Raw genomic sequence first — 21,700 nt, 5'->3', positions numbered from 1 at the left:
ATTACGCTATAATCCCGCCCTTTAGCTGTCTGCCGCCGTTGCGCCAGACACACCTTATTTGTCAGGCGCGTGATGCCTGCATGCAGACTTAAGAGGCTAGACCCCTGTGGCATTGACGATCCTTGGCCTGTCCGGCGCCCTTAGCCATGATCCTTCCGCAGCTTTGTACATCGACGGCAAGCTGGTCGCTGCGGCCGAAGAAGAGCGTTTCGTACGCGACAAGCATGCCAAGAACCGCATGCCCTACGAATCAGCGAAATTCTGCCTGGAGCAGGCGGGCATCAAGCCTTCCGACGTTGATGTCGTGGCCATTCCCTTCGCGCCCATCAGCCTGTTCGGCGAAGCGCGCTGGCATTACGCGAAGCGTTACTGGTATGCACCGGATCGCGCGCTTGACGCGATCTTGATGGGCAACCGCCGCTACAAGCGCTATCGCAACAAGATCGTCTGGTGTCTCGAACAGCTGGGCTTCGATCCTAAAAAGATCAAGATCGAGCCCGTCGAGCACCACTTGGCACACGCCTCCAGCGCCTACCACTGCTCCGGTTTCAAAGAAAAAACCGCGATTCTCGGTATCGATGGCAAGGGTGAATACGCCACCACCTTTTTCGGCTACGGCGAAAACGGCAAGATCCACAAGATCAAGGAGTTCTTCGATCCGGATTCGCTCGGTGGCCTGTACGGCGCAATCACCGAGTTCCTCGGCTTCGAGATGCTCGACGGCGAGTTCAAGGTCATGGGCATGGCGCCTTATGGCGACGCCACCAAATACGACTTCTCACGTCTGGCCAGCTTTGAAAATGGCGAACTGGTGATCAACACCGAATACGCCAACGTCATCGGGCTGCGCCGTTATAAAGAGAAGGGCAAAGGTTTTTACTTCTCGCCCAAATTGATTGAATGGCTCGGCCCCAAGCGCGAAGGCGACATTGCCGACGAGCCGTACATTCACTACGCCGCCAGCATGCAGGCGCTGTTTGAAAAGCTTTCGCTGCAGATGATCGACCACTACCTGGGCGACATCCTCAAGGAAACCGGCAAGCTGGCCTTTGCCGGCGGCTGCGCATTGAACGTCAAGCTAAACCAGAAAATCATTGCCCGCCCTGATGTCAAAGAGCTGTTTGTCCAGCCGGCTTCCGGTGACGCAGGTACTGCGGTGGGTGCAGCTGCTTACGTTTCACACGCGCGGGGCGTACCGGTCGAGAAGATGGAACACGTCTACCTCGGCCCGTCCTACAGCAACGAAGACGTTATCGCCGCCTGCGCCCGCCATCCGAGCAAACCGAAGTGGCGCAAGATCGACAACACCCCCGAGCACATCGCCAAAATCATGGTCGAGGGCAATCCCGTGGCCTGGTTCCAGGGCCGCATGGAGTTTGGTCCACGCGCCCTCGGCGGTCGCTCGATCATCGGTTGCCCGAGCATCCCCGGCGTGGCTGATCGCATCAACCATCAGATCAAGTTCCGCGAGCGCTGGAGGCCTTTCTGCCCGTCGATGCTCGACACCGTCGCTCCTCAGATGATCAAGATCGATCACCCGGCGCCGTTCATGACCTTCACGTTCGAAGTGGCGGAAGAATGGAAAACCCGCGTGCCTGAAGTCGTGCATGAAGACGGCACATCCCGCGCCCAGGTGCTCAAGCGCGAGTACAACCCGCGCTATTACGACATGATGAAGGCGCTGGAAGACCTCACCGGCAATGGCGTCTCGCTCAACACGTCGCTCAACCGTCGTGGCGAACCGATGATTTGTTCGCCTACCGATGCGTTGAACATGTTCTTTGGCTCCGATCTGGAGTACCTGATCATGGAAGACATTCTGGTGGTCAAAGACGGTGTGGACAGTCATGACACGCTCAGCTGAGCGGCATGTCCTCCAGTTTTGCCACGGCTACGACGGGCCGTTTCTTGACTGTGCCCGTCAATACGCAAGCTTGTTTGCAGGCCGGGGCTATCGCGTCACCACGGTCTTTCTGACCGGGGCTGCCGACGCCGAAGTCGCAGCCAGTTGCGCGTCGGACGAAGTGCTGTTCATGGAGTACAGCTCCAAGGCAATCGGCGGCATGAAGCTGGCAGCGATCCGCGATCTGCGCAAGATTGCGGCCTCGCGCAGCTTCCACTTTTGCATTACCCACCGCTTCAAACCCACCTACATTGCCCTGCTTGCGACCAAGCTGCCGGTGATCGGTGTTCATCATGCGTTTGGTGATTACCGCCGTCGCAGTCGCAAAGTCATGGCCAACATGTTCCGCGCGCGCCTGAGCCTGTTGGGGGTTTCGGACGCGGTGCGCGATGACATCCGTAAATGCCTGCCGAAGTGGCCGGCCGATCGGATTCAAACCCTCTATAACCGCATCCATGTCGATCAACTGACCGCCACATTGCTGTCCCGCGAGCAGGCACGCGAAGCGTTGGGGCTGGCCCAGGATGCGTGGGTGGTAGGTAATGTCGGACGGCTGCACCCCGACAAGGACCAATCGACGCTGCTCAAGGGATTCGCGCAGGCCTTGCCTGATCTTCCTGCCGGCAGCCAACTGGTGATTCTCGGTCAGGGTCGACTGGAACAAGACTTGAAACATCTGGCCGGTGAGTTGGGCATTGGCAATCACGTCTTGCTAACAGGGCAGGTGCTTCAGGCCAGCCGCTACTTCAGGGCGTTCGACGTGTTCGCGTTGAGCTCCGACCATGAGCCCTTTGGCATGGTTTTGCTGGAGGCCATGGTTGCAGGCGTGCCGTTGCTGGCGACAGCCTGTGGCGGCGCCAGAGAGGTCGTCGAGGGCGTGGGCATTCTGTTTCCTCTCGGTGGTGTCGATGGCTTGGCTCAAGGGCTGGTACATCTTTCGCGTATGGACGCCGAGTTGCGGCAGTCCTGCGCCGAGGCCATGTTGCAGCGGCTGAACGATCGCTTTAGCGATGAGGCGGTGAAAGCCGTGTTCTGGCAATTGCCGCAGGTTGTAGCGCTTACTTCTGAAACCTGAAGTCATTACTGCAGTCAGTGGTCATTAGCGTCTGATCACACTGAAAACGCCGCTACATAGCAAAGGATATGGATGGGAATGGTGGTAAAAAAATTGCCGGCGCGTGCGGGCTACGTAGCGGCTTTGCTGCTTGCAGTGGTGATGCTTATCCTGTTCCTGGGGCCATTCTGGTGGCCCGGTGAGTCAAGTTCCTGGGCCGCTTTCATCCGTGCGGCGCTCGTCATAGCACTCCTCTGTGCAGCTCCGGCAATGAGCCGGCGATCTTTTGCCATTAGCCCGCTGGTCTGCACCGTATTGCTGCTGTTTGCCTACTTGTTCATCAACAGCGTGATGGCGGACGACGACTTGAAGTCAATGCGGCGGATTCTACTCATCCTCGTGTTTTTCGTTGGCGTGGGGCTGGTGCGGCCGATCGGCAACTTTGACTGGGAAAAAATCCTCAAACTGTCGGTGCTGGTGGTCGCGCTCTTTGCAGCGTTTTCGATGATCAACCTCGCCGCCCATGGCGCCTTCGTTTTGGGCTATCGCCAGATGTTACTGGCTAGCTCGGGCGTTCCGGATGTCGCTGACTTCGGTAATACCATCGTGGCCGGCATGAATTACGGTCTGTTTTTGTTGGGCGGGATCTGGCTGACATTGCGGTCGCGGCGCCGTACAGAGATCGCGCTCTGGCTGGTATGTTGTGCCGTTATCGCTATCTATATCTATTTCACTTTCGCGCGCAGCGCCTGGCTGGCCTCGTCGGTGGGCGGGCTGGTTTTGCTGAGCACGATGACCAGCGGAAAGCTGCGCCGCAATATCCTTATACCTGCCGCCGTTATCGTGGCGCTGGTGCTCGTATTCGGGTTCAGCGAGCTGGCCTACGAGGTTCAGACCCGCGGTGTAACAGGCCGCAACGAGGTCTGGGCCGCGGTGTTCGAGCGCCTGTCAGGCCATTGGTGGTTTGGCGTTGGCGCGGGCACGCCATTGGGGGATGTACGCCTCTCGACCGGGCAAGTCGTGCGCAATACACACGGCCTGTATTTTGAAGTTCTGTACCAGTTCGGTGTTGTCGGTCTGGCATTGCTGCTGGCAACCATGCTGCATGCCGGCGCCTGCCTGCTGCGCGCTCGACAGACCTCTGAGCTCGCGCGGCTTTGGCTGGCGATCCTCTGTTCCGCAGGTGTCGTCATGACCGTTGAGCTGCACACCTTCGTCGGCTCGCCGAATGTGGTGTGGGAATGGTTGTGGCTGCCCCTGGCCGGTGCGGTGGCAATCTCCAGGGAGGCGCGACGTGCTGAGGGTTGAAACCCGAGGCGAGCGGCGCTGGTTGCTTGGCAGGGATCTAGAAGTGTGTCTGCAGGGTTTTGGCCACTCACGTCACTCCGCCACCGGGCCGGTGTTTTTGTTGGCATCCGGGCCTTCAGCCAGCGAGTTCCCGCTGCAGCGCTACCGAAGCCTGCCCGTCGTCGCCATGAACGGCTCGATCGTGCGTTGCGTCGACGAGGGCATAAAGCCTTTCTATTACCTGTGTGACGACCCGAACTTCGTCATCGGTCGGCCTGAGCTGGCGCTGCTGGGTGTTGCCCACGGCGAGCACCTGGCGATGAGTCTGGATGTGCTTCAGGCGATCCATGCCGCTGACGCCACCGCGTTGAATGGCAAAAAGATTTATCTGCTGGAGCGGGTCAACCGCCAGGATGGCAAGGCCGTGTTGTCAGACCGCGCCTACGCATGGTCAATCCGTCATGACGAGGAGCTCATATCAGACTTCTCGCTGCTGCGTCGCAAGCCGAATCGCATCGGCTTCAGCCTGAACCTGAAGCGAGGCTATTTTGGCAGCCGCACGATCCCCTTCGGTGCGCTGCAGCTGGCCTGTCATTTGGGGTTTCGCCAGGTCTTCGTCGTCGGAATGGACCTGCGCCAGAGCGGGGGGCGGTTTTATGAAAAGGGCGCGGCGGCTTTGCCCAGCAGCCTGGATGAAGATTTCGAACAGTACATCCTGCCCAGCTTCACCCTGATGGCCCGCAGGATTCTGCCCAGAACCGGCATGCAAGTGTTCAACCTGTCCGCCGTAAGTCGAATGCCGGAGCGTGTCATCCCCAAAATCACGCTGCAGCGCCTCGACGAATTACTGGGCGCCGAGCTCGCCGGCCTTAGTGCCGCCTCTAGTCAAGCAGCGCCTGGAGACGCGTCGTAAAGTGCGGGCTTCGGCCGCGGGTGTAAGCAGAGACAAAAGCTGCTCCCGCATCGCTGTCGACCAGCCACGCGCGGTCTTCCTTATAGCGGAGCAGGTGCTGGAAATTACGCAGCCGCTTGGATTCGCTCAGCGCCCGTCGCTGGCACTTCATGTCAGAGATGTCGATCAGGCCCAGCTTTGACTCAGGAGTAAGGATCACGTTGCCCAAGTGCAGCGAGCGGAAATAGACACCGCGGTCGTGCAAGTTGGCAATGAACGTTCCCAGCTCGGCCCGTAATGGCGCGTTTTCACCGCTTTGCTTGAGCACTTGCCGGATGGTCAGCCCAGGCAGCGGTGTGTAACGCACCGCATCGCGGCTGATGCTGGAAATCCGGTAAGTAGCGATGACGTCCGGGCAGGGGACACCGCGCTTTTTCAGCGCGTCGATGTTGTCAGCGAAGCGTTGCGCGTAAGGAAACAACAAGGCCGAACTGAGCAGGCGCTTGCGGCGGAACAGCTTGAGAATAGTGCCGTCCTCAAGCAACAGAACCTTGTCCCCGGATCCGTCCGCTTCCAGCACGGTGGCGTTTTCTCGCAAAGCCAGATAGGCGCTGTGTTCCAATGGGTGCATCGGCATACTTACCTGAACAAATGCGGCATGTTACCCGAGTCAGCCCCGCTTGGGTCGCAGCAGGGGTCGACAAATATGGGTTGTGCTACCATGCCCGCCTAATTTTTTCGTGCGGATTCCCATGAGCAGTCCTGATCCTCAAGCTAAAACGACCCTGGCGATTTACTTTCGTCTATTGACCTATGTGCGGCCGTACATTGGCCTTTTCTGCTTGAGCATTGTCGGCTTTCTTATCTTTGCATCCACCCAGCCGATGCTCGCCTACATTCTCAAATACTTCGTCGACGGCCTGGCCAATCCCGAAGCCAGCCTGTTCCCCGGTAACCCTTATATCGGCCACCTGCAATTGCTGCAGGCGGTGCCGCTGATGATCGTATTGATCGCGGCCTGGCAGGGTGCTGGTTCTTATCTGGGTAACTTCTTCCTGGCCCGCGTCTCCCTCGGGCTGGTGCATGACCTGCGTGTCGTGCTGTTCAACAAATTGCTCACGTTGCCCAACCGCTTTTTCGACAACAGCAACTCCGGGCATCTGATCTCGCGCATTACCTTCAACGTGACCATGGTCACCGGCGCTGCCACGGATGCGATCAAGGTCGTGATTCGTGAGGGTATGACAGTCATCTTCCTGTTCGGCGCACTGCTGTGGATGAACTGGAAACTGACCCTGGTGATGCTGGCGATACTGCCGCTGATCGCTGTCATGGTGAACAGCACCAGCAAGAAGTTTCGCAAGCAGAGCAAGAAGATTCAGGTGGCCATGGGTGACGTCACGCATGTGGCGTCGGAAACCATCCACGGCTACCGGGTGGTCCGCAGCTTCGGTGGCGAAGACTACGAAAAGGCGCGTTTCGAGAAGGCCAGCCGCAGCAATACCAAAAAGCAGTTGGCGATGACCAAGACCGGCGCCGTCTATACGCCGATGCTGCAATTGGTCACTTACAGCGGCATGGCGATCGTGATGTTTCTGGTCCTGTATCTGCGCGGTGACTCTTCGGCTGGCGACCTGGTGGCATACATCACCATGGCGGGCCTGCTGCCCAAGCCCATTCGCCAGTTGTCCGAAGTCAGCTCCACCATTCAGAAAGGCGTCGCCGGTGCAGAGAGCATCTTTGAACAGCTGGACGAAGAGACCGAGCAGGACCTGGGCAGCATAGAGCGCGACAAGGTGTCGGGCCGTCTTGAGGTCAAGAACCTTACCTTCACCTATCCAGGCACTGAAAAGCGTGTGCTGGACGACGTGAGCTTTGTCGCCGAGGCAGGGCAGATGGTAGCGCTGGTCGGCCGCTCCGGCAGTGGCAAGTCCACGCTGGCCAGCCTGATCCCGCGCTTCTACGACCACGTCCAGGGTGAGATTCTGCTCGACGGCGTCGAGACTCAGGATTACACCCTGCGCAGCCTGCGTCGTCAGATCGCACTGGTGAACCAGAACGTAACGCTGTTCAACGACACCATTGCCAATAACATTGCCTATGGCGATCTGGCCGGCGTGCCCCTCGAAGAAATCAAGAAAGCCTCGGCCGATGCGTATTCGGACGAATTCATCGATAAGCTGCCTCAGCAGTATCAAACCCTGGTTGGCGAAAACGGCGTGCTCCTCTCCGGCGGTCAGCGTCAGCGTCTGGCGATCGCGCGCGCGTTGTTGAAAAACGCGCCGCTGCTGATTCTCGACGAGGCCACCTCGGCGCTCGATACCGAATCCGAACGCCATATCCAGAAGGCGCTGGAAAAAGTCATGCAGGGCCGCACCACGCTGGTCATCGCGCACCGTCTGACGACCATCGAGAAGGCCGACGTCATTCTGGTGATGGACGAGGGCCGTATCGTCGAGCGCGGCACGCACGCCGAGCTGCTGGCGAAGAACGGTTACTACACCCGTCTTCACGCCAAACAGTTCGAAGAGGACGAGCCTGTCGAAATTGACCGGGCAGTCGATGCATGCTGAGCCACTTGCGCGCATGGCGTGAGCGAGGCTGGACGGTCATTGATGCGCCGACGTACGCCACGGTATGGCAGCAGTACGGCGGCAGCGTTGCCACTCACCCGCAGGTCATCGCGCGTCTGGCGGGGCTGGTCGATATACCGGTGCGTTATCTCGGTTGGCAGCAGGACGGCAATATCGTCGCTGCCGTAGCGTGCTGGGGCCGGGATCTGGCATTGGCCAAGAAGGTTCTCAAGCAGCGTAATCGGCGCTTTTTCGATCTCGGCAACGCGGAGATTATTTTGCCGGTCGCCCAGGCCGCGAAGGTGTCCGTGCGTCAGCGGATGAGTTATGTCTCGGAGCTGAACGCCGGGCAGATCGCCACCCTCAAACCGCAGGCCGAGAGCTTGGCGATCGCCCGGGCGCCCGAGGACTATTCCAAGAAATTTCGCTACAACCAGCGCCGCGAGCAGCGATTGCTCGAAGAGGCGGGCGGGGTGATGCAGCCAATGCTGGATTTCTCGTCCGAGGATCAGGCGCGCATATACTCCGACCTGTTCCATGCGCGCTGGGGGTTCGATGTACCGGGCAAGGACCATCTGGCCAGCGTCTTCGAACTGATGCGCGAATTCATGACCGGCTCGATGATCCTCCTGGAAGGCAAGCCCATTGCCGCGCAGGTGCTTTACCGGGTGGAGTCGCCAGAATGGGTGTCAGTGGAGTACATCAACGGCGGCGTCGATCCGGCGCATCAGGCGTTGAGCGCTGGCAGCGTGTTGAGCTTCGTCAACACCCAGAACGCCTGGGCCGATGCCAGGGCAGTGAACAAACCGTTGCGCTATTCCTTCGGGCGCTCCGATCGCGAATACAAAGACCGCTGGTGCCAGACGGTGCCTGTCTACAGGGTTGGATGACATGTCCGGGCGCAAGCAGCAGCTTCTCAAACGACACCGACGCAACAAGCGCCTGACGCTGATCATCGGGCTGCTGCTGCTCGCCGTGATCGGCATTGGGGTCGCCTGGTGGTGGGTGCCGATACTGATCGCTGCCGCCTGGATCGCGCACGAGGCCTGGTTCTCCGACCATCTGTTTTATTCGCCCAAGAGCGATTACCACTACCAGTTCCCCGATGCTGCCCACGTGCAAACGGTCTCCGTCATCAATGACAAGCTGCAGCTGAGCGAGCCGTTGGGCGAGGGCGAAACCCTGCTGCTGGAGCTCGACCTGCGCAGCACCTGGCTCGGTCGCTGGCTCGACCCGTACGTGCTGGCAGGGGATGACCGCCAGGATTTCGAACGCGGTTTCGCCGGGCGCCGCTACGTGAACCTCACCGGGCAGCGGGCCGTCGTCGCGGACGGCACGCTTCGCCTCAAAGGCGGTTTTTGCCGAGTCGGCGACAGCGCGCGGTTGTATGTGCTGAGCAACCCGGATTACAGCCAGCAACGTCTGATGATCCTCGCGCCTCACGCCGACGACGCCGAACTGGCAGCCTTCGGTCTGTACAGTCGGGCCGCCGAGCGTTGCATCGTCACCGTGACCCAGGGCGAAATCGAGGCCGAGCGCTATGAACAGCTCGGGCTGGACCGTGCCGAAGCCGCGCGCCTGAAAGGGCGCCTGCGGACCTGGGACAGCCTGGCGATTCCGCTGTGGGGCGGGGTGCCGCAGAGTCACTGCGTGCAGTTGGGTTACTACTGCCTGCAATTGCCGGCCATGGCACAGGCGCCGGCTGAGCCTTTCGGCTCCCGCGATTCATCGGAGAGCGATATTCGCAGCGCGCGGCAGCACAACCCATCGCCATTGCCGGGTGATCAGGACGGCGCGCCGACCTGGCACAATCTTGTCGCCGATCTCGCAGCCCTGCTAGACGCTTATCGTCCGGATGTCATCGTGCTGCCGCACCCGGAGCTCGATCCCCATGCCGACCACATCGCCACCACCCAGGCGTTATACGAGGCGGTCCACAAAAGTGCGCACACGCCAGAAGTGGCGCTGTTCTACGCCAATCACCTGCACGACAACGACCGCTGGCCCATGGGCCTGGCGGGCAAAGGCGTCGCCTTGCCTCCGTTCGTGGAGGCGCCGTCGGTTGATCAGCTCTGGAGCACCTCACTCAGCTCGCAAGTGCAGCTGGACAAAGCCATGGCCCTGGCAATGCAGCACGACCTTCAAGGCCCTCTGGCGCTGAAGAAACGCCTGCGCCGGCAGATTCAACGCTGGCTGGCAGGTCGCGAATGGCCGCTGACGGGAGACGACGAATTCTTCCGCAAGGCCGTTCGCCGTCATGAGGTGTTCTGGGTGCGCCGCTTTCCGCGGCCCTAGCAGTGCCGTTTGATTCAAGGCCATCCGGCCAGCCAGCGCTGATCGCTGTGCTAAGATTCCGTCCTTGTCCATTTCTGCCACGGGTTGTTCGATGAAGTTGTCCATGCCGCGTTTTGATCAGGCTCAAGTGTTAGTCGTCGGCGATGTCATGCTCGACCGCTACTGGCACGGTGGCACTTCAAGAATCTCCCCCGAAGCACCGGTCCCGGTGGTCAAAGTCGATCAAATCGAAGACCGTCCGGGCGGTGCCGCCAACGTTGCCCTTAACATTGCAGCGCTCGGCGCCAAGGCATCACTCGTCGGTGTCACCGGTGTCGACGAAGCCGCCGACAGCCTGAGCAACAGCCTCAAGGCCGCTGGCGTCCACGCCAGCTTTCAACGCATTGCCCATCAGCCGACCATCGTCAAACTGCGCGTGATGAGCCGGCACCAGCAACTGCTGCGCATCGACTTCGAAGAACCCTTTGCCACTGATCCCGAGGCGCTGAGTCGTGAGGTTGATGCGTTGCTCGATGGCATCAAGGTGCTGGTTCTGTCCGACTACGGCAAAGGCGCCCTGAAGAATCACCAGGTCCTGATCAACGCCGCTCGCGATCGCGGTATCCCGGTTTTGGCCGACCCTAAGGGCAAAGACTTTGCGATCTATCGCGGTGCCAGTCTGATCACCCCGAACCTGAGCGAGTTTGAAGCCATCGTCGGCCACTGCGTTGATGAAGCAGAGTTGGTTGCCAAAGGCGCGGCGCTGATGCAAGACCTGAACCTGGGTGCTTTGCTGGTCACTCGCGGCGAGCATGGCATGACTTTGCTGCGTCCGGACCAACCGACGCTGCACCTTCCAGCCCGCGCCCGCGAAGTGTTCGACGTAACCGGTGCTGGCGATACGGTCATTTCCACGCTGGCGGCGGCCATTGCTGCGGGTGAGGAACTGCCGCACGCCGTGGCGCTCGCCAACCTGGCGGCGGGCATCGTCGTCGGCAAGCTGGGCACCGCCGCAATCAGCGCCCCGGAACTGCGCCGTGCCATACAGCGCGCCGAAGGCTCCGAGCGCGGCGTGCTGACCCTCGATCAATTGCTGCTGGCGATCGACGATGCGCGCGCCCACAACGAGAAGATCGTGTTCACTAATGGCTGTTTCGATATCTTGCACGCAGGTCATGTCACCTATCTGGAGCAGGCGCGTGCGCAGGGGGATCGGCTGATCGTAGCGGTCAACGATGATGCCTCGGTCAGTCGCCTGAAGGGGCCGGGGCGCCCCATCAATAGCGTTGACCGACGCATGGCGGTACTGGCGGGACTTGGCGCGGTGGACTGGGTAATAAGCTTCCCGGAGGCCACTCCTGAAAATCTTCTGACCCATGTCCGTCCCGACGTGCTGGTGAAGGGCGGCGATTACTCGGTCGATCAGGTCGTCGGCGCTGACATCGTTGCGTCTTATGGCGGGACCGTGAAAGTGCTGGGGCTAGTGGCAAACAGTTCGACGACAGCCATCGTCGAGAAGATCCGCGGCCAGGACTGATCCACGGCTCATCGTGCAGAGTGGCACCGTTGCCGCTGCCATTTTTGTATTCGCAGTTCGGTATGTGAACGTATGAAAGTCATGTTACTGGTGATGGATGAGCAGCGCGTCATTCTGGACGGCCTGTACGAAACCGTACGGCAGCATTGTGACACCTGCGACATCTTTCGCCTGAGCAAGCAGCAGCAGCTGAACCTCGGCCCGTTTCTCGCCTCGGTCGATTACCAGCGCTACGACCGGGTGGTGATCTTCTCCAGAGTCAAGCGGCTTGCTCGCCAACGTGCAGTGCTCAAATGCATTCCCGGGCTGATCTTTCTTGAGCACGACGCGTATCAGAATTACATGGACGCCAGCAAATACTGCGGTCTGTATTCACGCCTGTACCGCCAGTTGCCATGGAGCCGAGCGCTGCTGTCCGGCGCAGTCGTGGCCCGCCGCATGCGTGGCGAAGGCATCGACGCGGTGTTTGTCTCCAAGGGCTACGACCAGCAAATGCTGCGCAATCTCGGCCAGCCTCGGGACATTCCGGTGGGCTTTCTGGGCAGCCTGAAAAGCCGCGAGTATTCGCAGCGCAAGCAACTGGTGGAAAACCTTGCACAGCGCGCCGGCATGCTGGTTACTCGCACAGCGTCAGGGACCGAGTACCTCGAAACGCTCAATCGCATCCGGATCTTCGTCAGCGCCGACATCGGTATGGGCGAGTTCATGATCAAAAACTTTGAAGCCATGGCCTGCGGTTGCGTGCTGCTCGCGTGGAGCCAGGGTGAAGAGGACGACCTGCTGGGTTTCAAGGAAGGTCAAAACGTCCTGTTCTATCGCACCGAAGAAGAAGCCGTCGAGAAGATTCGTCTGCTTCAGAGTGACCCCGATCTTGCTGCCCGCATCGCCGCTGCCGGTCAGGCCTTCGCTGAGGAGCGTTATTCCTTTGCTCGCGTGGGCCGCGATCTCGCTACTGAAATCCAGCGGGAAATGCGTCCATGGCGGCGCCCATCCGCCCTGACCCGAACTTGGGTCAAGCTGCGCCACGGCATGCAGGTGCCGGCCTGATGCCCCTGCCGTCAGACAGCGACAGCGCGGCGCCCATTAAGCCAGCCGCATTGCCGGGGGCCGATCAGGACGTGTTCGGCGCATTGCCGTCTGCGCTGCGCGAATGCCTCGCGAGCGCCGCCCGGGTCATCCTCATCGCCAACAACCCTGCCATCAGTCAGGCCGATTTCGATGCGTTGGGTGTCGGCCCCGACGACGTGGTGGTCAGCTTTAATCTGTGCACCAAAGCCGCTTTGCTAAAGCCCGAGAGCGTCAATCTGTTCGTCCACGGCTTCAACGCGCCAGACTGCTATTTCTTCGGGCTGCCGGCGTCGCGCGATGTCCAGAGGTTGACCGACCAGCCTGACGCGCGCTGTTTCACGCTGCTGGTCGGGTGCGCCGTGCCGTTGTGTCCGCTGCCCGAGGTCGCGCTGTATTGGGATCGCATTCCGTTGCCGGCGCTGGCCGACCACTACCCGGTTCATCGCGCCAACGGCAAGCGCTTCGTTGGCCCCTCCACGGGTTTCAACGTGCTGGTGCTGCTCGATTGGCTTCGTGCTCATTCCGGTTACCGCTACCGGCTGCTCACACTCGGTTTTTCGAATGAAGCCGGCAAACTGTGGGGCGGTCATGCCTGGGACTACGAGCGTAACTGGCTGCTGGGCGCGGACGTCGAGGTGATCGCGCTCAAGCCCCAAAGTTGGTGGCGCAGGGTGTTTTTGCGTCAATGAGCAGGCAGGAAGTCCATGGCCTTTAAAATGCATTCGTGCCCATGGCCGTGCATTCGGAGAGTTCGTCAGTGCTGAACATTGCGGTCGCGTTTTTTGGTATTCCGCGAAACTCGGAAATCTGTTTTCCCTCGATCGAGGCGAACGTGCTTGGCCAGTTGCCCAAGGGCAGCAACGTCAAATGCTTTTACCACCTGTACAAGATCGACGAAGTGCACAACCAGCGCTCGGCCGAGAAGGGCGAACTCAAGGCTGAAAACTACACCGTTTTCCAACCGATGACGGGCGTTCTCGAGTCCACCGACGGGGTGCTTGAACGCTGGGATTTCGAACGTGTGAAAGCACTGGGGGATACGTGGGCCGATGAGCACGTCTCACTGCGCAACCTGATCTACCAGCTCAACTCCCTCCACACCGTGACGGGCATGATGGAGTCCTTTGATCCGGATTTCGTGGTATTCGTCCGCCCCGACAACTTCTTTCATTCGCCGCTGCCGGACTATGTCTTCCATTCTCCAGAGGCCCGGCGCATGAATGCCTATATACCGGACTGGCAGTGGTGGGGCGGGTTGAACGATCGTTTCGCCATTTGTGGTCGCGATGTGTACCGCGCTTATGGCAAGCGGATCGAGCGCATCTTCGAGTTCTGCGAAGCGACGGGGCGCAAGCTGCATTCGGAACGCTTGCTCAAATACGCACTCCTGAAGGCCGACGCCCGGGTTTGCACCCTGCCAACGACCGCTTCGCGGGTGCGCATTACCGGTGCGTTTGCCGAGGAGTCCTTTTCGCCAAAGCGCGGAATGGGCAAGCGCGAAAACCGGTATTTCCATTTCTTCGCCCAGTTGCGGACCTGGCGTGACAGGCGCCTCACTCCCAAGGGCTGAAGAGCGGGTTATTTGTGCAAGCCGCCACGAACCAGTCTGACCAATCGCCGCGCCTTGATTCGCAGTTTGGTCAACCCTGACTTGGGTTTCTTCTTCGGCGTCATGCCCTGCTGCACCAACCAGTCCTTCCAGCGAATGCGTTCCTCACGTACCACCCAGCCTTCCTGCGCGGCGAAACTCTCAGCCAGATAAAGACCGCGGGTGCCGGCGGGTGACAGTTTGTCGTTTTTCAGCGTGTACAGCTCGGGCAGCGGAGAGCCGTTTTCCAGTGGCATCAAATAGAGGTCCGGTTTGCTGCGATTGAGCCGCGCCACCAGTTCGTTGTTCTCCAGGCTCTCATCCACATGAAACAGGCTCAGCGGACGCGCCTCTTTCGGGACTTCCAGACGCATGTCGTAAATCAACTGCAGCGAGGCGGTCGGCAGGTGTACGTAAGCGCGCGGCCGCTCGATCAACGTCAGGCTGCCGCATTTTACAGGCCGCGCCGCGCCGGACAGCGGGCTCAGGCGAAACGGCATCGCTTCACGGTAATGCAGGGCTGCGGAGTAGGGCGCCGGCAACCAAGTGTCGTTGAAGCGCCCGCCGAGCCAGCCCTGGGGGGTCTCGATCAAGCATTCCTCGGCGACTTCCTGAACTGCGGTGTGCAGGGGCAGATTCAGCTCGTGCGCCGGCACATAGCCGGAGATCAGCTTGAGCACCACATCGCCCCGATCCTGCCGACGTTGGCGAACCAGCACCCAGTAGTCACGGTTTTGCCAGCTGAGCGTCAGGCGTACCGACACGCCAAGGTTGGCCAGTTCGGTGGAAAACCGGTCGCAGTCCTGCACCTCGATTTTGCGACGCCGTGCCAGAGTTTGAGCGAAATTGAGAGGCATCCCGACGCTCTGGTAGGTCAGGCCTTCCGGGGTGGCTTCGACGAATAACGGCAGGGTTTTGAAGTTACTCGGGTTTTTCCGAATCAGGGTGCGCGGCATTTCGGCTCCTTCTTGCGTTGGGGTCGGCCGTGCGTCTTAGGACTGACGACGGATCACGGCAGCGGCGGTTGCCACGTTATGGGCCAGATGCAGCGGATTGATGGTGCCGACGATAGCACCCGTTACGCCAGGATGCTCAAACAGCAGCTCGAAACTGGCGCGCACCGGATCGACACCGGGGCTCAGGCATACATGTCCGCTCGCCAGCGCCTTTTTGACCAGCACCGCTTTGTTGTGTGCGGCAGCGTAGTCCAGAACCGGTTTCTCGCCCTGTTCGTTGAGGTTGTAAGTGACCATTGCGCAGTCGCCCTGCTGCAACGCCAACAGTCCGCCCTCGACGGTCTTGCCGGAAAACCCGAACCCGCGAATCTTGCCCTCGCGCTTGAGCTCGGTCAGGGTCTGGTAAACGGCGCACTCGTTGAGCACGTGCAAATCATTGCCGTCGGAATGCACCAGCACCAGGTCGATGAAGTCCGTCTCAAGGCGCTGGAGACTGCGTTCCACCGACAGGCGCGTGTGGGCAGCGCTGAAATCGTGTCGCGACTGACCGGCTTCGAACTCCTCGCCGACCTTGCTGACGATCACCCAATCCTGACGTTGTCCGCGCAGCAGAGGCCCGAGACGCTCTTCACTGCGACCGTACGCCGGCGCGGTATCAATCAGGTTGATGCCCAGATCCCGGGCCATCTTGAGCAGCATCTGCGCTTCAAAGTCATCAGGAATTTTGAAGCCATTGGGGTACTTAACACCCTGGTCCCGACCCAGTTTCACCGTGCCCAGGCCCAGAGGGGAAACGTTGATGCCAAGCGCGCCGAGCGGTCGATGCAGATCGTGCAGGGTATTCATGGCAGCAGTTGATCCCAGACCGGAATGGCAAGGGGCGGCTTTGGAAAGTCCGTGTAGGGTGGCTGGGGTGTGGGGTGGATATCATCGCGCGACAGCGATGCCAGCACGCGGTCGGCAAAATCGGGCGCCAGAGCAAGTTTGGTCGGCCAGCCCACCATCAAGCGGCCCTGCACGTCCAGAAAGGCGTTGTCGGGGCGCACCAGCCCGCTTTGCTGCGGCTCGGCACGGTCCACGCGCAAGGTGGCGAATTGCGCCTGGCTGAGGTCCACCCAGGGCAGCAGGTTGGTGAGCTCTTTTTTGGCTGCGGCAATCTGCTCGGCGGGTTCGCGGGCGACGCCTTCAGCCTCGGCGATGTCGCCGCCCAGGTACCAGACCCACTGGCCGTCGGCCGCAGGGTGTGTGGTCACGGTGATCCGCGGCTTGGGCCCGCCGCCCAGGCAATGCGCATAGAGCGGTTTGAGCGTCGGGCCCTTGACCAGCACCATGTGAAGGGGGCGGCGTTGCATGGCCGGCTGACTCACGTTGAGTGCCTGCAGCAGGTCAGCCATTCCACCGCCGGCGCTGAGCACCACTCGCTGGGCATGAATGTCGCGGCCGTCGACGCGCAGTCCGACCAGTTCGCCATCCTGGCGCAGCGGTTCGATGTTCTGGCCCGCAAGCAAGCTGTCGCCGGCCAGGTCGGCCAGTTTTTTCACCAGGCTGGGGATGTCGATGACCAGCTCGGCCAGCCGGTAGACCTTGCCCTTGAACCTAGGGTCTTGCAGTGCTGGCGGCAAGTCGCTGCCCTTGACCTGATCGACACGGCCGCGCACGGCCTTGCTGGCGAAGAAACTGGTCAGGTTGCCCGCGATGGTGCCAGGCGACCAGAGATAGTGAGCTTCAGAGAGCAGGCGTACGCCCGAGAGATCCAGTTCGCCTTTGCCGGCCAGCGCTTCGCGCCACCGACGAGGCATGTCGGCGATGGCTTCCGACGCGCCCGACAGCGCGCCGTGCAGCGCATATTTTGCACCGCCGTGAATGATCCCCTGGGACTTCAATGTCTGGCCACCACCAAGGCTGGCCTTCTCCACCACCACCGTCGAGAAGCCTTGATGCCGCAGCCGCGCGTTGAGCCAGAGGCCGGCAACGCCTGCGCCGACAATCAGGACATCAGTGGAAATAGCAGATGACATGGGCACCTCAAATGGCGAAACGAATGCCGGGCATTATAGGGGATGGCTGTTTTCAGTAACCCCTTAATGTCCCGCCGTCTTCGAGAATAGCTGGATCACCACGACCCCTGCGACGATCAGCCCCATACCGGCGATGGCAGGCAAATCGAGTTTCTGGCCGTAGATAAACAGCGCAGCGATGCTGACCATGACAATCCCCATGCCGGCCCACACGGCATACGCAACGCCGACCGGGATGGTTCGCACCACCAGCGTGAGCATCCAGAATGCGATGGCATAGCCGACGATCACCAGCAGCAGTGGAATCGGCGTGCTGAAGCCTTTTACGGCTTTCATGGAGACAGTGCCGATGACCTCGGCACAAATAGCGATGGCCAACAGGTAGTAGGCGGACATTCGGTGCAGCTCCTTTTCAGTGGCCGACATTAAAGCGGCTATCCCGGTGGGGAACAACCAGGCTCGCCTGTCCTGCGCCGGAAGCGATTCTGGAAGCGACTCTTGATGCGAATTTGACAGCGATTGACTGATAAACTCCGCGCCCATGAATAGAACCCTCTACAGCATCCTGTTTCACCTTGGCCTTCCACTGATCGCCCTGCGCCTCTGGCTGCGCGCGCGCAAGGCGCCGGCGTATGCACAGCGTGTCGGCGAGCGCTTTGCGCTGGGTCTGCCCGCCATGCAGCGCGGCGGCATCTGGGTTCATGCGGTGTCCGTGGGCGAAAGTATCGCGGCAGCACCGATGATTCGGGCGTTGCTGGCCCGCTATCCGCAGTTGCCGATCACTGTTACGTGCATGACGCCCACGGGGTCGGAGCGGATTCAATCCCTTTTTGCCAACGAACCACGCGTCCAGCACTGTTATCTGCCCTACGACTTCCCATGGGCAGCCGCGCGTTTTCTCGATCACGTCCAGCCGAAGATTGGCGTGATCATGGAAACCGAGCTGTGGCCCAACCACATTCACCAATGTGCGAAGCGCGGCATCGCGACGGTATTGGCGAACGCGCGACTGTCGGAACGCTCCGCGCGCGGCTATGGACGTTTTGCCGGCCTGACGCGTCCGATGCTTGCCGAGATGAGCCTGATTGCCGTGCAGACCGAAACCGAAGCGCAGCGCTTTCGCGATTTGGGCGCCCGGCCGGAGTGCGTCACCGTGACCGGCTCGATCAAATTCGACCTGACCATTGATCCGCAACTGCTGGCCAGTGCCATTGAGCAGCGCAAGCAGTGGCAAACCCTGGCGCGTCCAGTGTGGATAGCCGCAAGCACCCACGCGGGCGAAGACGAAGTGGTCTTGGCCGCCCACCGCGCAGTGATGGAAAGCCATCCTGACGCGCTGTTGATTCTGGTGCCCCGTCATCCGGAGCGATTCAGCAGCGTGTTTGAGCTCAGCCAGCAACAGGGGTTTATGAGCGTGCGACGTTCGACCGGAGAGTCAGTCACCCACGGCACTTCGGTTCTGGTAGGCGATACGATGGGGGAGTTGCTGTTTCTCTACGCACTGGCCGACCTTGCCTTCGTCGGCGGTAGTCTGGTCCCCAATGGCGGTCATAACCTGCTGGAGCCGGCGGCACTCGGTAAGCCCGTTTTGAGTGGCCCCCATCTCTTCAACTTCCTCGAAATCGCCGCGATGCTGCGCAATGCCCGAGCTCTTGAAGAGGTCAGTGACTCAGCCGAATTGGCCGCAGCCGTTCGGAGATTGATCGACCAGCCCGAGCGAGCGAAAGAGATAGCCGACGCCGGCCTTGCCGTGATGAAGGCCAATCAGGGCGCGCTGCAGAAACTGCTGGATGGGATCGCGCGGTTGCTGCACTGACTGCCGGCCTGCATTCAACAGAGCAACACTGACTGCTGGCCTGCGTTCGATGGAGCAACACTGCTGCTGCTCTGTATTCGATGGAGCAACGCGCACTGCTGCCGATCTGCACTCGAAGGGGCAAAACGCGTCTGTAGGAGCCGGCTTGCTGGCGAACGCGGGGTGTCAGCCGACCATGGCGCTGAATGTGCCAATTTTCGCGGGCAAGCGCGCTCCTACAGGTTTTGCGCAGGGCATGCTTTACAGCAAGGTGCCATTTTTTGCGCTGGGCATCCGTGGCCAGCGAAGCGGCAACGTCTTGCGCCGGGCTTTGATTAGCAACGCTGGCAAAAACCCCTGTGCAGACGCCGATTATGAATGTGACGCCACCATCGTAGGAGCGCGCTTGCCCGCGAATCGATTACCGCCACAACGCTGCATCCCCTGGCTGCTGACCTACATTCGATGAAGCAACACGCACTGACTGCTGGCCTGCGTTCGATGGAGCAACACCGCTGCTGCTCTGCATTCGATGGAGCAACACTGCTGCTGCTCTGTATTCGATAGAGCAACACGCACTGCTGCTGATCTGCACTCGAAGGCGCAAAACGCATCTGTAGGAGCCGGCTTGCTGGCGAACGCGGGGTGTCAGCCGACCATGGCGCTGAATGTGCCAATTTTCGCGGGCAAGCGCGCTCCTACAGGTTTTGCGCAGGGCATGCGTTACAGCAAGGTGCCATTTTTTGCGCTGGGCATCCGTGGCCAGCGAAGCGGCAACGTCTTGCGCCGGGCTTTGATTAGCAACGCTGGCAAAAACCTCTGTGCAGACGCCGATTATGAATGTGACGCCACCATCGTAGGAGCGCGCTTGCCCGCGAATCGATGACCGCCACAACGCTGCATCCCCTGGCTGCTGACCTACATTCGATGAAGCAACACGCACTGACTGCTGGCCTGCGTTCGATGGAGCAACACTGCTGCTGCTCTGCATTCGATGGAGCAACGCGCACTGCTGCTGCTCTGTATTCGATAGTGCAACGCGCACTGCTGCCGATCTGCACTCGAAGGCGCAAAACGCATCTGTAGGAGCCGGCTTGCTGGCGAACGCGGGGTGTCAGCCGGCCACCTCGCTAAATTTGCCAATGTCCCCAGGCAAGCGCGTACACCTTCAACGTTCGTTGATTACCGCTGCGTCGGCCGCTCGAAATTCTTTGCCGCTTCCTTTGCAAGGTCCGGCGGCAGGAAGTCTTTGTCGGGGTTGTAATCGGCTTTGAGGAAGCGGGACAGGTCCTGCAAGTCCCCAGGGCTCAGCGTGCCGGCGGCTTGTTTCAGGCGCAGGTTGTCGAGAATATAGTCGTAGCGGGTGTTGTTGTAATCGCGCACCGACGCGTACAACTGCCGCTGTGCATCCAAGACGTCGACGATGTTTCGCGTGCCGACCTGATAGCCGATTTCAGTGGCCTCCAGCGCGCTTTGGTTGGAGATGATGGATTGCTTGCGCGCCTGCACCTGCTCCACATCGGTATTAACCGCACGGTGCAGGTTTCGGGTGTTTTCCACGACTTGCCGGCGCATGCCTTCACGCTGTTGTTCGCTTTGGCCGAGACGGGCATAGGCCTCGCGTACCTGCGAGCTGGTCAGGCCGCCGCTGTAGATCGGGATGTTTACCTGCAAGCCGATGGTGCGTTGCTCGACGCTGCCGTGAAAGCTCTGTCCGGTGTAGTTGGGATTGGTGAAGCCCAGCGGGTCGTTGTCGCCCTTCTCATATTGGGCGACAGCATCCACGGTGGGCGCATGCCCCGCCTTGCGCTGACGAAGGGTCTCCTCGGCGGCGCTGACCGCGTAATTACTGGCCAGCAAATTCAGGTTCTGCTGCGTTGCAGTGTCTACCCAGGCCTTGGCGTCATTGGGCGTCGGAGCCAGCACCGGCAAGGTATGCACGATGCCTTCGATCGAGTTGTAATCGCGATTGGTCAGGGTGATCAGCGCCTGAAATGCATCATCAACCTGTCGCTTGGCGACGATCCGTGCAGCTCGCGCGGTGTCGTAGCTGGCTTGCGCCTGAAGCACATCGGTTTTGTCCGAGAGACCGACGTCGAAGCGCTCCCGGGCCTGATCAAGTTGGCGCTTGAAGGCTGCTTCTTCGGCCTTCGTCGACGCCAGATTGTCCTGCGCGCGCAAGACGGAGAAGTAGTCCTCGGCGCTTTGCAAAATCAGGTTCTGCTCGGTGGCAGACAGCTGCAAAAGCGCCTGCTCGCTGACATCCTTCGCTGCCTTGAGCTGAAACCAGCGGTCAGCACGAAAGATGGGCTGGCTGAGCGTCGCCCGATAGACCGTCCCGCTGCGGCTGATGACGGCGGAGGGCTGATCTATCGAGGTGCGAGTGTCATTGATGTCGGCGCCGCCCGAGATGTTTGGCAACAGGCCAGCACGCGCCTGAGGCACAATTTCCTTCTGGGCGTCATAGCTGGCGCGGGCTGCAGCCAAATCAGCATTGTTGTTCACCGCCTCCTGATACACGCTGACCAAACCGGTCCTGGTTGGCAACGGCATGTCTGCTGCCCCGGCCATTGCACTCGAAGCACACGACACGGCAAAGGCCAGTGAAAGTTTGCGCAGCATAGACATTCCCTAGTAATTCAAGCGGTATGAAGACGGTGACGTTGCGTCTGATCCAGATGCCTTTGGCGCCGCGTAGCGAGTGTAGTTCCGGAGGGTGGGGACAACAATCGGGCAAATCAGACATTTGACGCAC

The 21,700-nt window shown here is 60.4% G+C and carries 20 protein-coding genes; 14 read left to right on the top strand and 6 right to left on the bottom strand.

What is annotated here, in order from left to right; all coding sequences use genetic code 11:
- Positions 1 to 106 precede the first annotated feature (106 nt).
- The 4 genes from LT42_RS17965 to LT42_RS17950 all read left to right on the top strand — a co-directional run bounded on the left by LT42_RS17965 (position 107) and on the right by LT42_RS17950 (position 5,157).
- Entirely contained in the window at positions 107 to 1,864 is a 1,758-nt protein-coding gene (locus LT42_RS17965) for a carbamoyltransferase family protein (RefSeq protein WP_037015883.1), read from the top strand.
- Complete coding sequence (locus tag LT42_RS17960; protein ID WP_037015879.1) at positions 1,848 to 2,978, top strand: glycosyltransferase; 1,131 nt, start codon at positions 1,848 to 1,850, stop codon at positions 2,976 to 2,978. Before LT42_RS17965 ends, LT42_RS17960 begins: the two co-directional genes overlap by 17 nt.
- Before the next feature lie 249 nt (positions 2,979 to 3,227).
- Positions 3,228 to 4,265, top strand: a complete 1,038-nt coding sequence (locus LT42_RS17955; RefSeq protein WP_160176724.1) for an O-antigen ligase family protein — start codon at positions 3,228 to 3,230, stop codon at positions 4,263 to 4,265.
- Positions 4,252 to 5,157, top strand: a complete 906-nt coding sequence (locus tag LT42_RS17950; RefSeq protein ID WP_152597692.1) for a lipopolysaccharide core biosynthesis protein — start codon at positions 4,252 to 4,254, stop codon at positions 5,155 to 5,157. The genes LT42_RS17955 and LT42_RS17950 overlap by 14 nt, the downstream gene beginning before the upstream one ends.
- Here the strand turns inward: LT42_RS17950 and LT42_RS17945 are convergent.
- Positions 5,126 to 5,767 carry a lipopolysaccharide kinase InaA family protein gene (locus LT42_RS17945; protein WP_037015874.1) on the bottom strand — a complete coding sequence of 214 codons (642 nt, stop codon included), beginning with the start codon at positions 5,765 to 5,767 and terminating at the stop codon, positions 5,126 to 5,128. The genes LT42_RS17950 and LT42_RS17945 overlap by 32 nt on opposite strands.
- A 121-nt stretch (positions 5,768 to 5,888) precedes the next feature.
- On the opposite strand from LT42_RS17945, the gene msbA reads away from it, so the two are divergent.
- The 7 genes from msbA to LT42_RS17910 all read left to right on the top strand — a co-directional run bounded on the left by msbA (position 5,889) and on the right by LT42_RS17910 (position 14,158).
- Positions 5,889 to 7,709, top strand: coding sequence for a lipid A export permease/ATP-binding protein MsbA (msbA, locus tag LT42_RS17940; RefSeq protein WP_037015872.1), 1,821 nt, complete (start codon positions 5,889 to 5,891; stop codon positions 7,707 to 7,709).
- Positions 7,703 to 8,599, top strand: a complete 897-nt coding sequence (locus LT42_RS17935; RefSeq protein ID WP_037015869.1) for a GNAT family N-acetyltransferase — start codon at positions 7,703 to 7,705, stop codon at positions 8,597 to 8,599. The genes msbA and LT42_RS17935 overlap by 7 nt, the downstream gene beginning before the upstream one ends.
- Position 8,600: 1 nt before the next feature.
- Positions 8,601 to 10,004: a PIG-L deacetylase family protein gene (locus tag LT42_RS17930; protein ID WP_037015866.1), complete on the top strand. Its 1,404-nt coding sequence runs from the start codon at positions 8,601 to 8,603 to the stop codon at positions 10,002 to 10,004.
- Between the two features lie 91 nt (positions 10,005 to 10,095).
- Positions 10,096 to 11,520 carry a bifunctional D-glycero-beta-D-manno-heptose-7-phosphate kinase/D-glycero-beta-D-manno-heptose 1-phosphate adenylyltransferase HldE gene (gene hldE, locus LT42_RS17925; RefSeq protein ID WP_037015863.1) on the top strand — a complete coding sequence of 475 codons (1,425 nt, stop codon included), beginning with the start codon at positions 10,096 to 10,098 and terminating at the stop codon, positions 11,518 to 11,520.
- A gap of 72 nt (positions 11,521 to 11,592) precedes the next feature.
- Entirely contained in the window at positions 11,593 to 12,567 is a 975-nt protein-coding gene (locus LT42_RS17920) for a glycosyltransferase family protein (RefSeq protein WP_037015860.1), read from the top strand.
- A complete protein-coding gene (locus tag LT42_RS17915) occupies positions 12,567 to 13,277 on the top strand; it encodes a hypothetical protein (RefSeq protein ID WP_052075323.1) in 711 nt (236 codons plus the stop codon). The genes LT42_RS17920 and LT42_RS17915 overlap by 1 nt, the downstream gene beginning before the upstream one ends.
- Before the next feature lie 68 nt (positions 13,278 to 13,345).
- Positions 13,346 to 14,158, top strand: a complete 813-nt coding sequence (locus LT42_RS17910; RefSeq protein WP_037017501.1) for a hypothetical protein — start codon at positions 13,346 to 13,348, stop codon at positions 14,156 to 14,158.
- An 8-nt stretch (positions 14,159 to 14,166) separates the two neighbouring features.
- On the opposite strand, the gene LT42_RS17905 is transcribed toward LT42_RS17910, so the two are convergent.
- The 4 genes from LT42_RS17905 to LT42_RS17890 form a co-directional block, all read right to left on the bottom strand.
- A complete protein-coding gene (locus LT42_RS17905) occupies positions 14,167 to 15,132 on the bottom strand; it encodes a hypothetical protein (protein ID WP_037015857.1) in 966 nt (321 codons plus the stop codon).
- 36 nt (positions 15,133 to 15,168) lie between these two features.
- Positions 15,169 to 15,978 carry an aldo/keto reductase gene (locus tag LT42_RS17900; protein ID WP_037015854.1) on the bottom strand — a complete coding sequence of 270 codons (810 nt, stop codon included), beginning with the start codon at positions 15,976 to 15,978 and terminating at the stop codon, positions 15,169 to 15,171.
- Positions 15,975 to 17,150, bottom strand: coding sequence for an NAD(P)/FAD-dependent oxidoreductase (locus LT42_RS17895; protein ID WP_037015851.1), 1,176 nt, complete (start codon positions 17,148 to 17,150; stop codon positions 15,975 to 15,977). The genes LT42_RS17900 and LT42_RS17895 overlap by 4 nt, the downstream gene beginning before the upstream one ends.
- Before the next feature lie 63 nt (positions 17,151 to 17,213).
- Positions 17,214 to 17,546 carry a DMT family transporter gene (locus LT42_RS17890; protein ID WP_037015848.1) on the bottom strand — a complete coding sequence of 111 codons (333 nt, stop codon included), beginning with the start codon at positions 17,544 to 17,546 and terminating at the stop codon, positions 17,214 to 17,216.
- A gap of 145 nt (positions 17,547 to 17,691) precedes the next feature.
- On the opposite strand from LT42_RS17890, the gene waaA reads away from it, so the two are divergent.
- The 3 genes from waaA (at position 17,692) to LT42_RS17875 (ending at position 19,831) form a co-directional block, all read left to right on the top strand.
- A complete protein-coding gene (waaA, locus tag LT42_RS17885; RefSeq protein WP_037015845.1) occupies positions 17,692 to 18,966 on the top strand; it encodes a lipid IV(A) 3-deoxy-D-manno-octulosonic acid transferase in 1,275 nt (424 codons plus the stop codon).
- Between the two features lie 145 nt (positions 18,967 to 19,111).
- Entirely contained in the window at positions 19,112 to 19,414 is a 303-nt protein-coding gene (locus tag LT42_RS17880) for a hypothetical protein (protein WP_037015842.1), read from the top strand.
- 189 nt (positions 19,415 to 19,603) lie between these two features.
- The gene (locus LT42_RS17875) at positions 19,604 to 19,831 is read left to right on the top strand and encodes a hypothetical protein (RefSeq protein ID WP_152597691.1); all 228 of its coding nucleotides are present in this window, start codon (positions 19,604 to 19,606) and stop codon (positions 19,829 to 19,831) included.
- Between the two features lie 296 nt (positions 19,832 to 20,127).
- On the opposite strand, the gene LT42_RS17870 is transcribed toward LT42_RS17875, so the two are convergent.
- Complete coding sequence (locus tag LT42_RS17870) at positions 20,128 to 21,567, bottom strand: TolC family outer membrane protein (RefSeq protein ID WP_037015836.1); 1,440 nt, start codon at positions 21,565 to 21,567, stop codon at positions 20,128 to 20,130.
- Between the last annotated feature and the right edge of the window lie 133 nt (positions 21,568 to 21,700).

The organism is Pseudomonas lutea, assembly GCF_000759445.1.
GTDB classification, from domain to species: domain Bacteria; phylum Pseudomonadota; class Gammaproteobacteria; order Pseudomonadales; family Pseudomonadaceae; genus Aquipseudomonas; species Aquipseudomonas lutea.
Note: the sequence above shows the minus strand (reverse complement) of the source record. Positions and strands in the feature narration are given on the sequence as shown.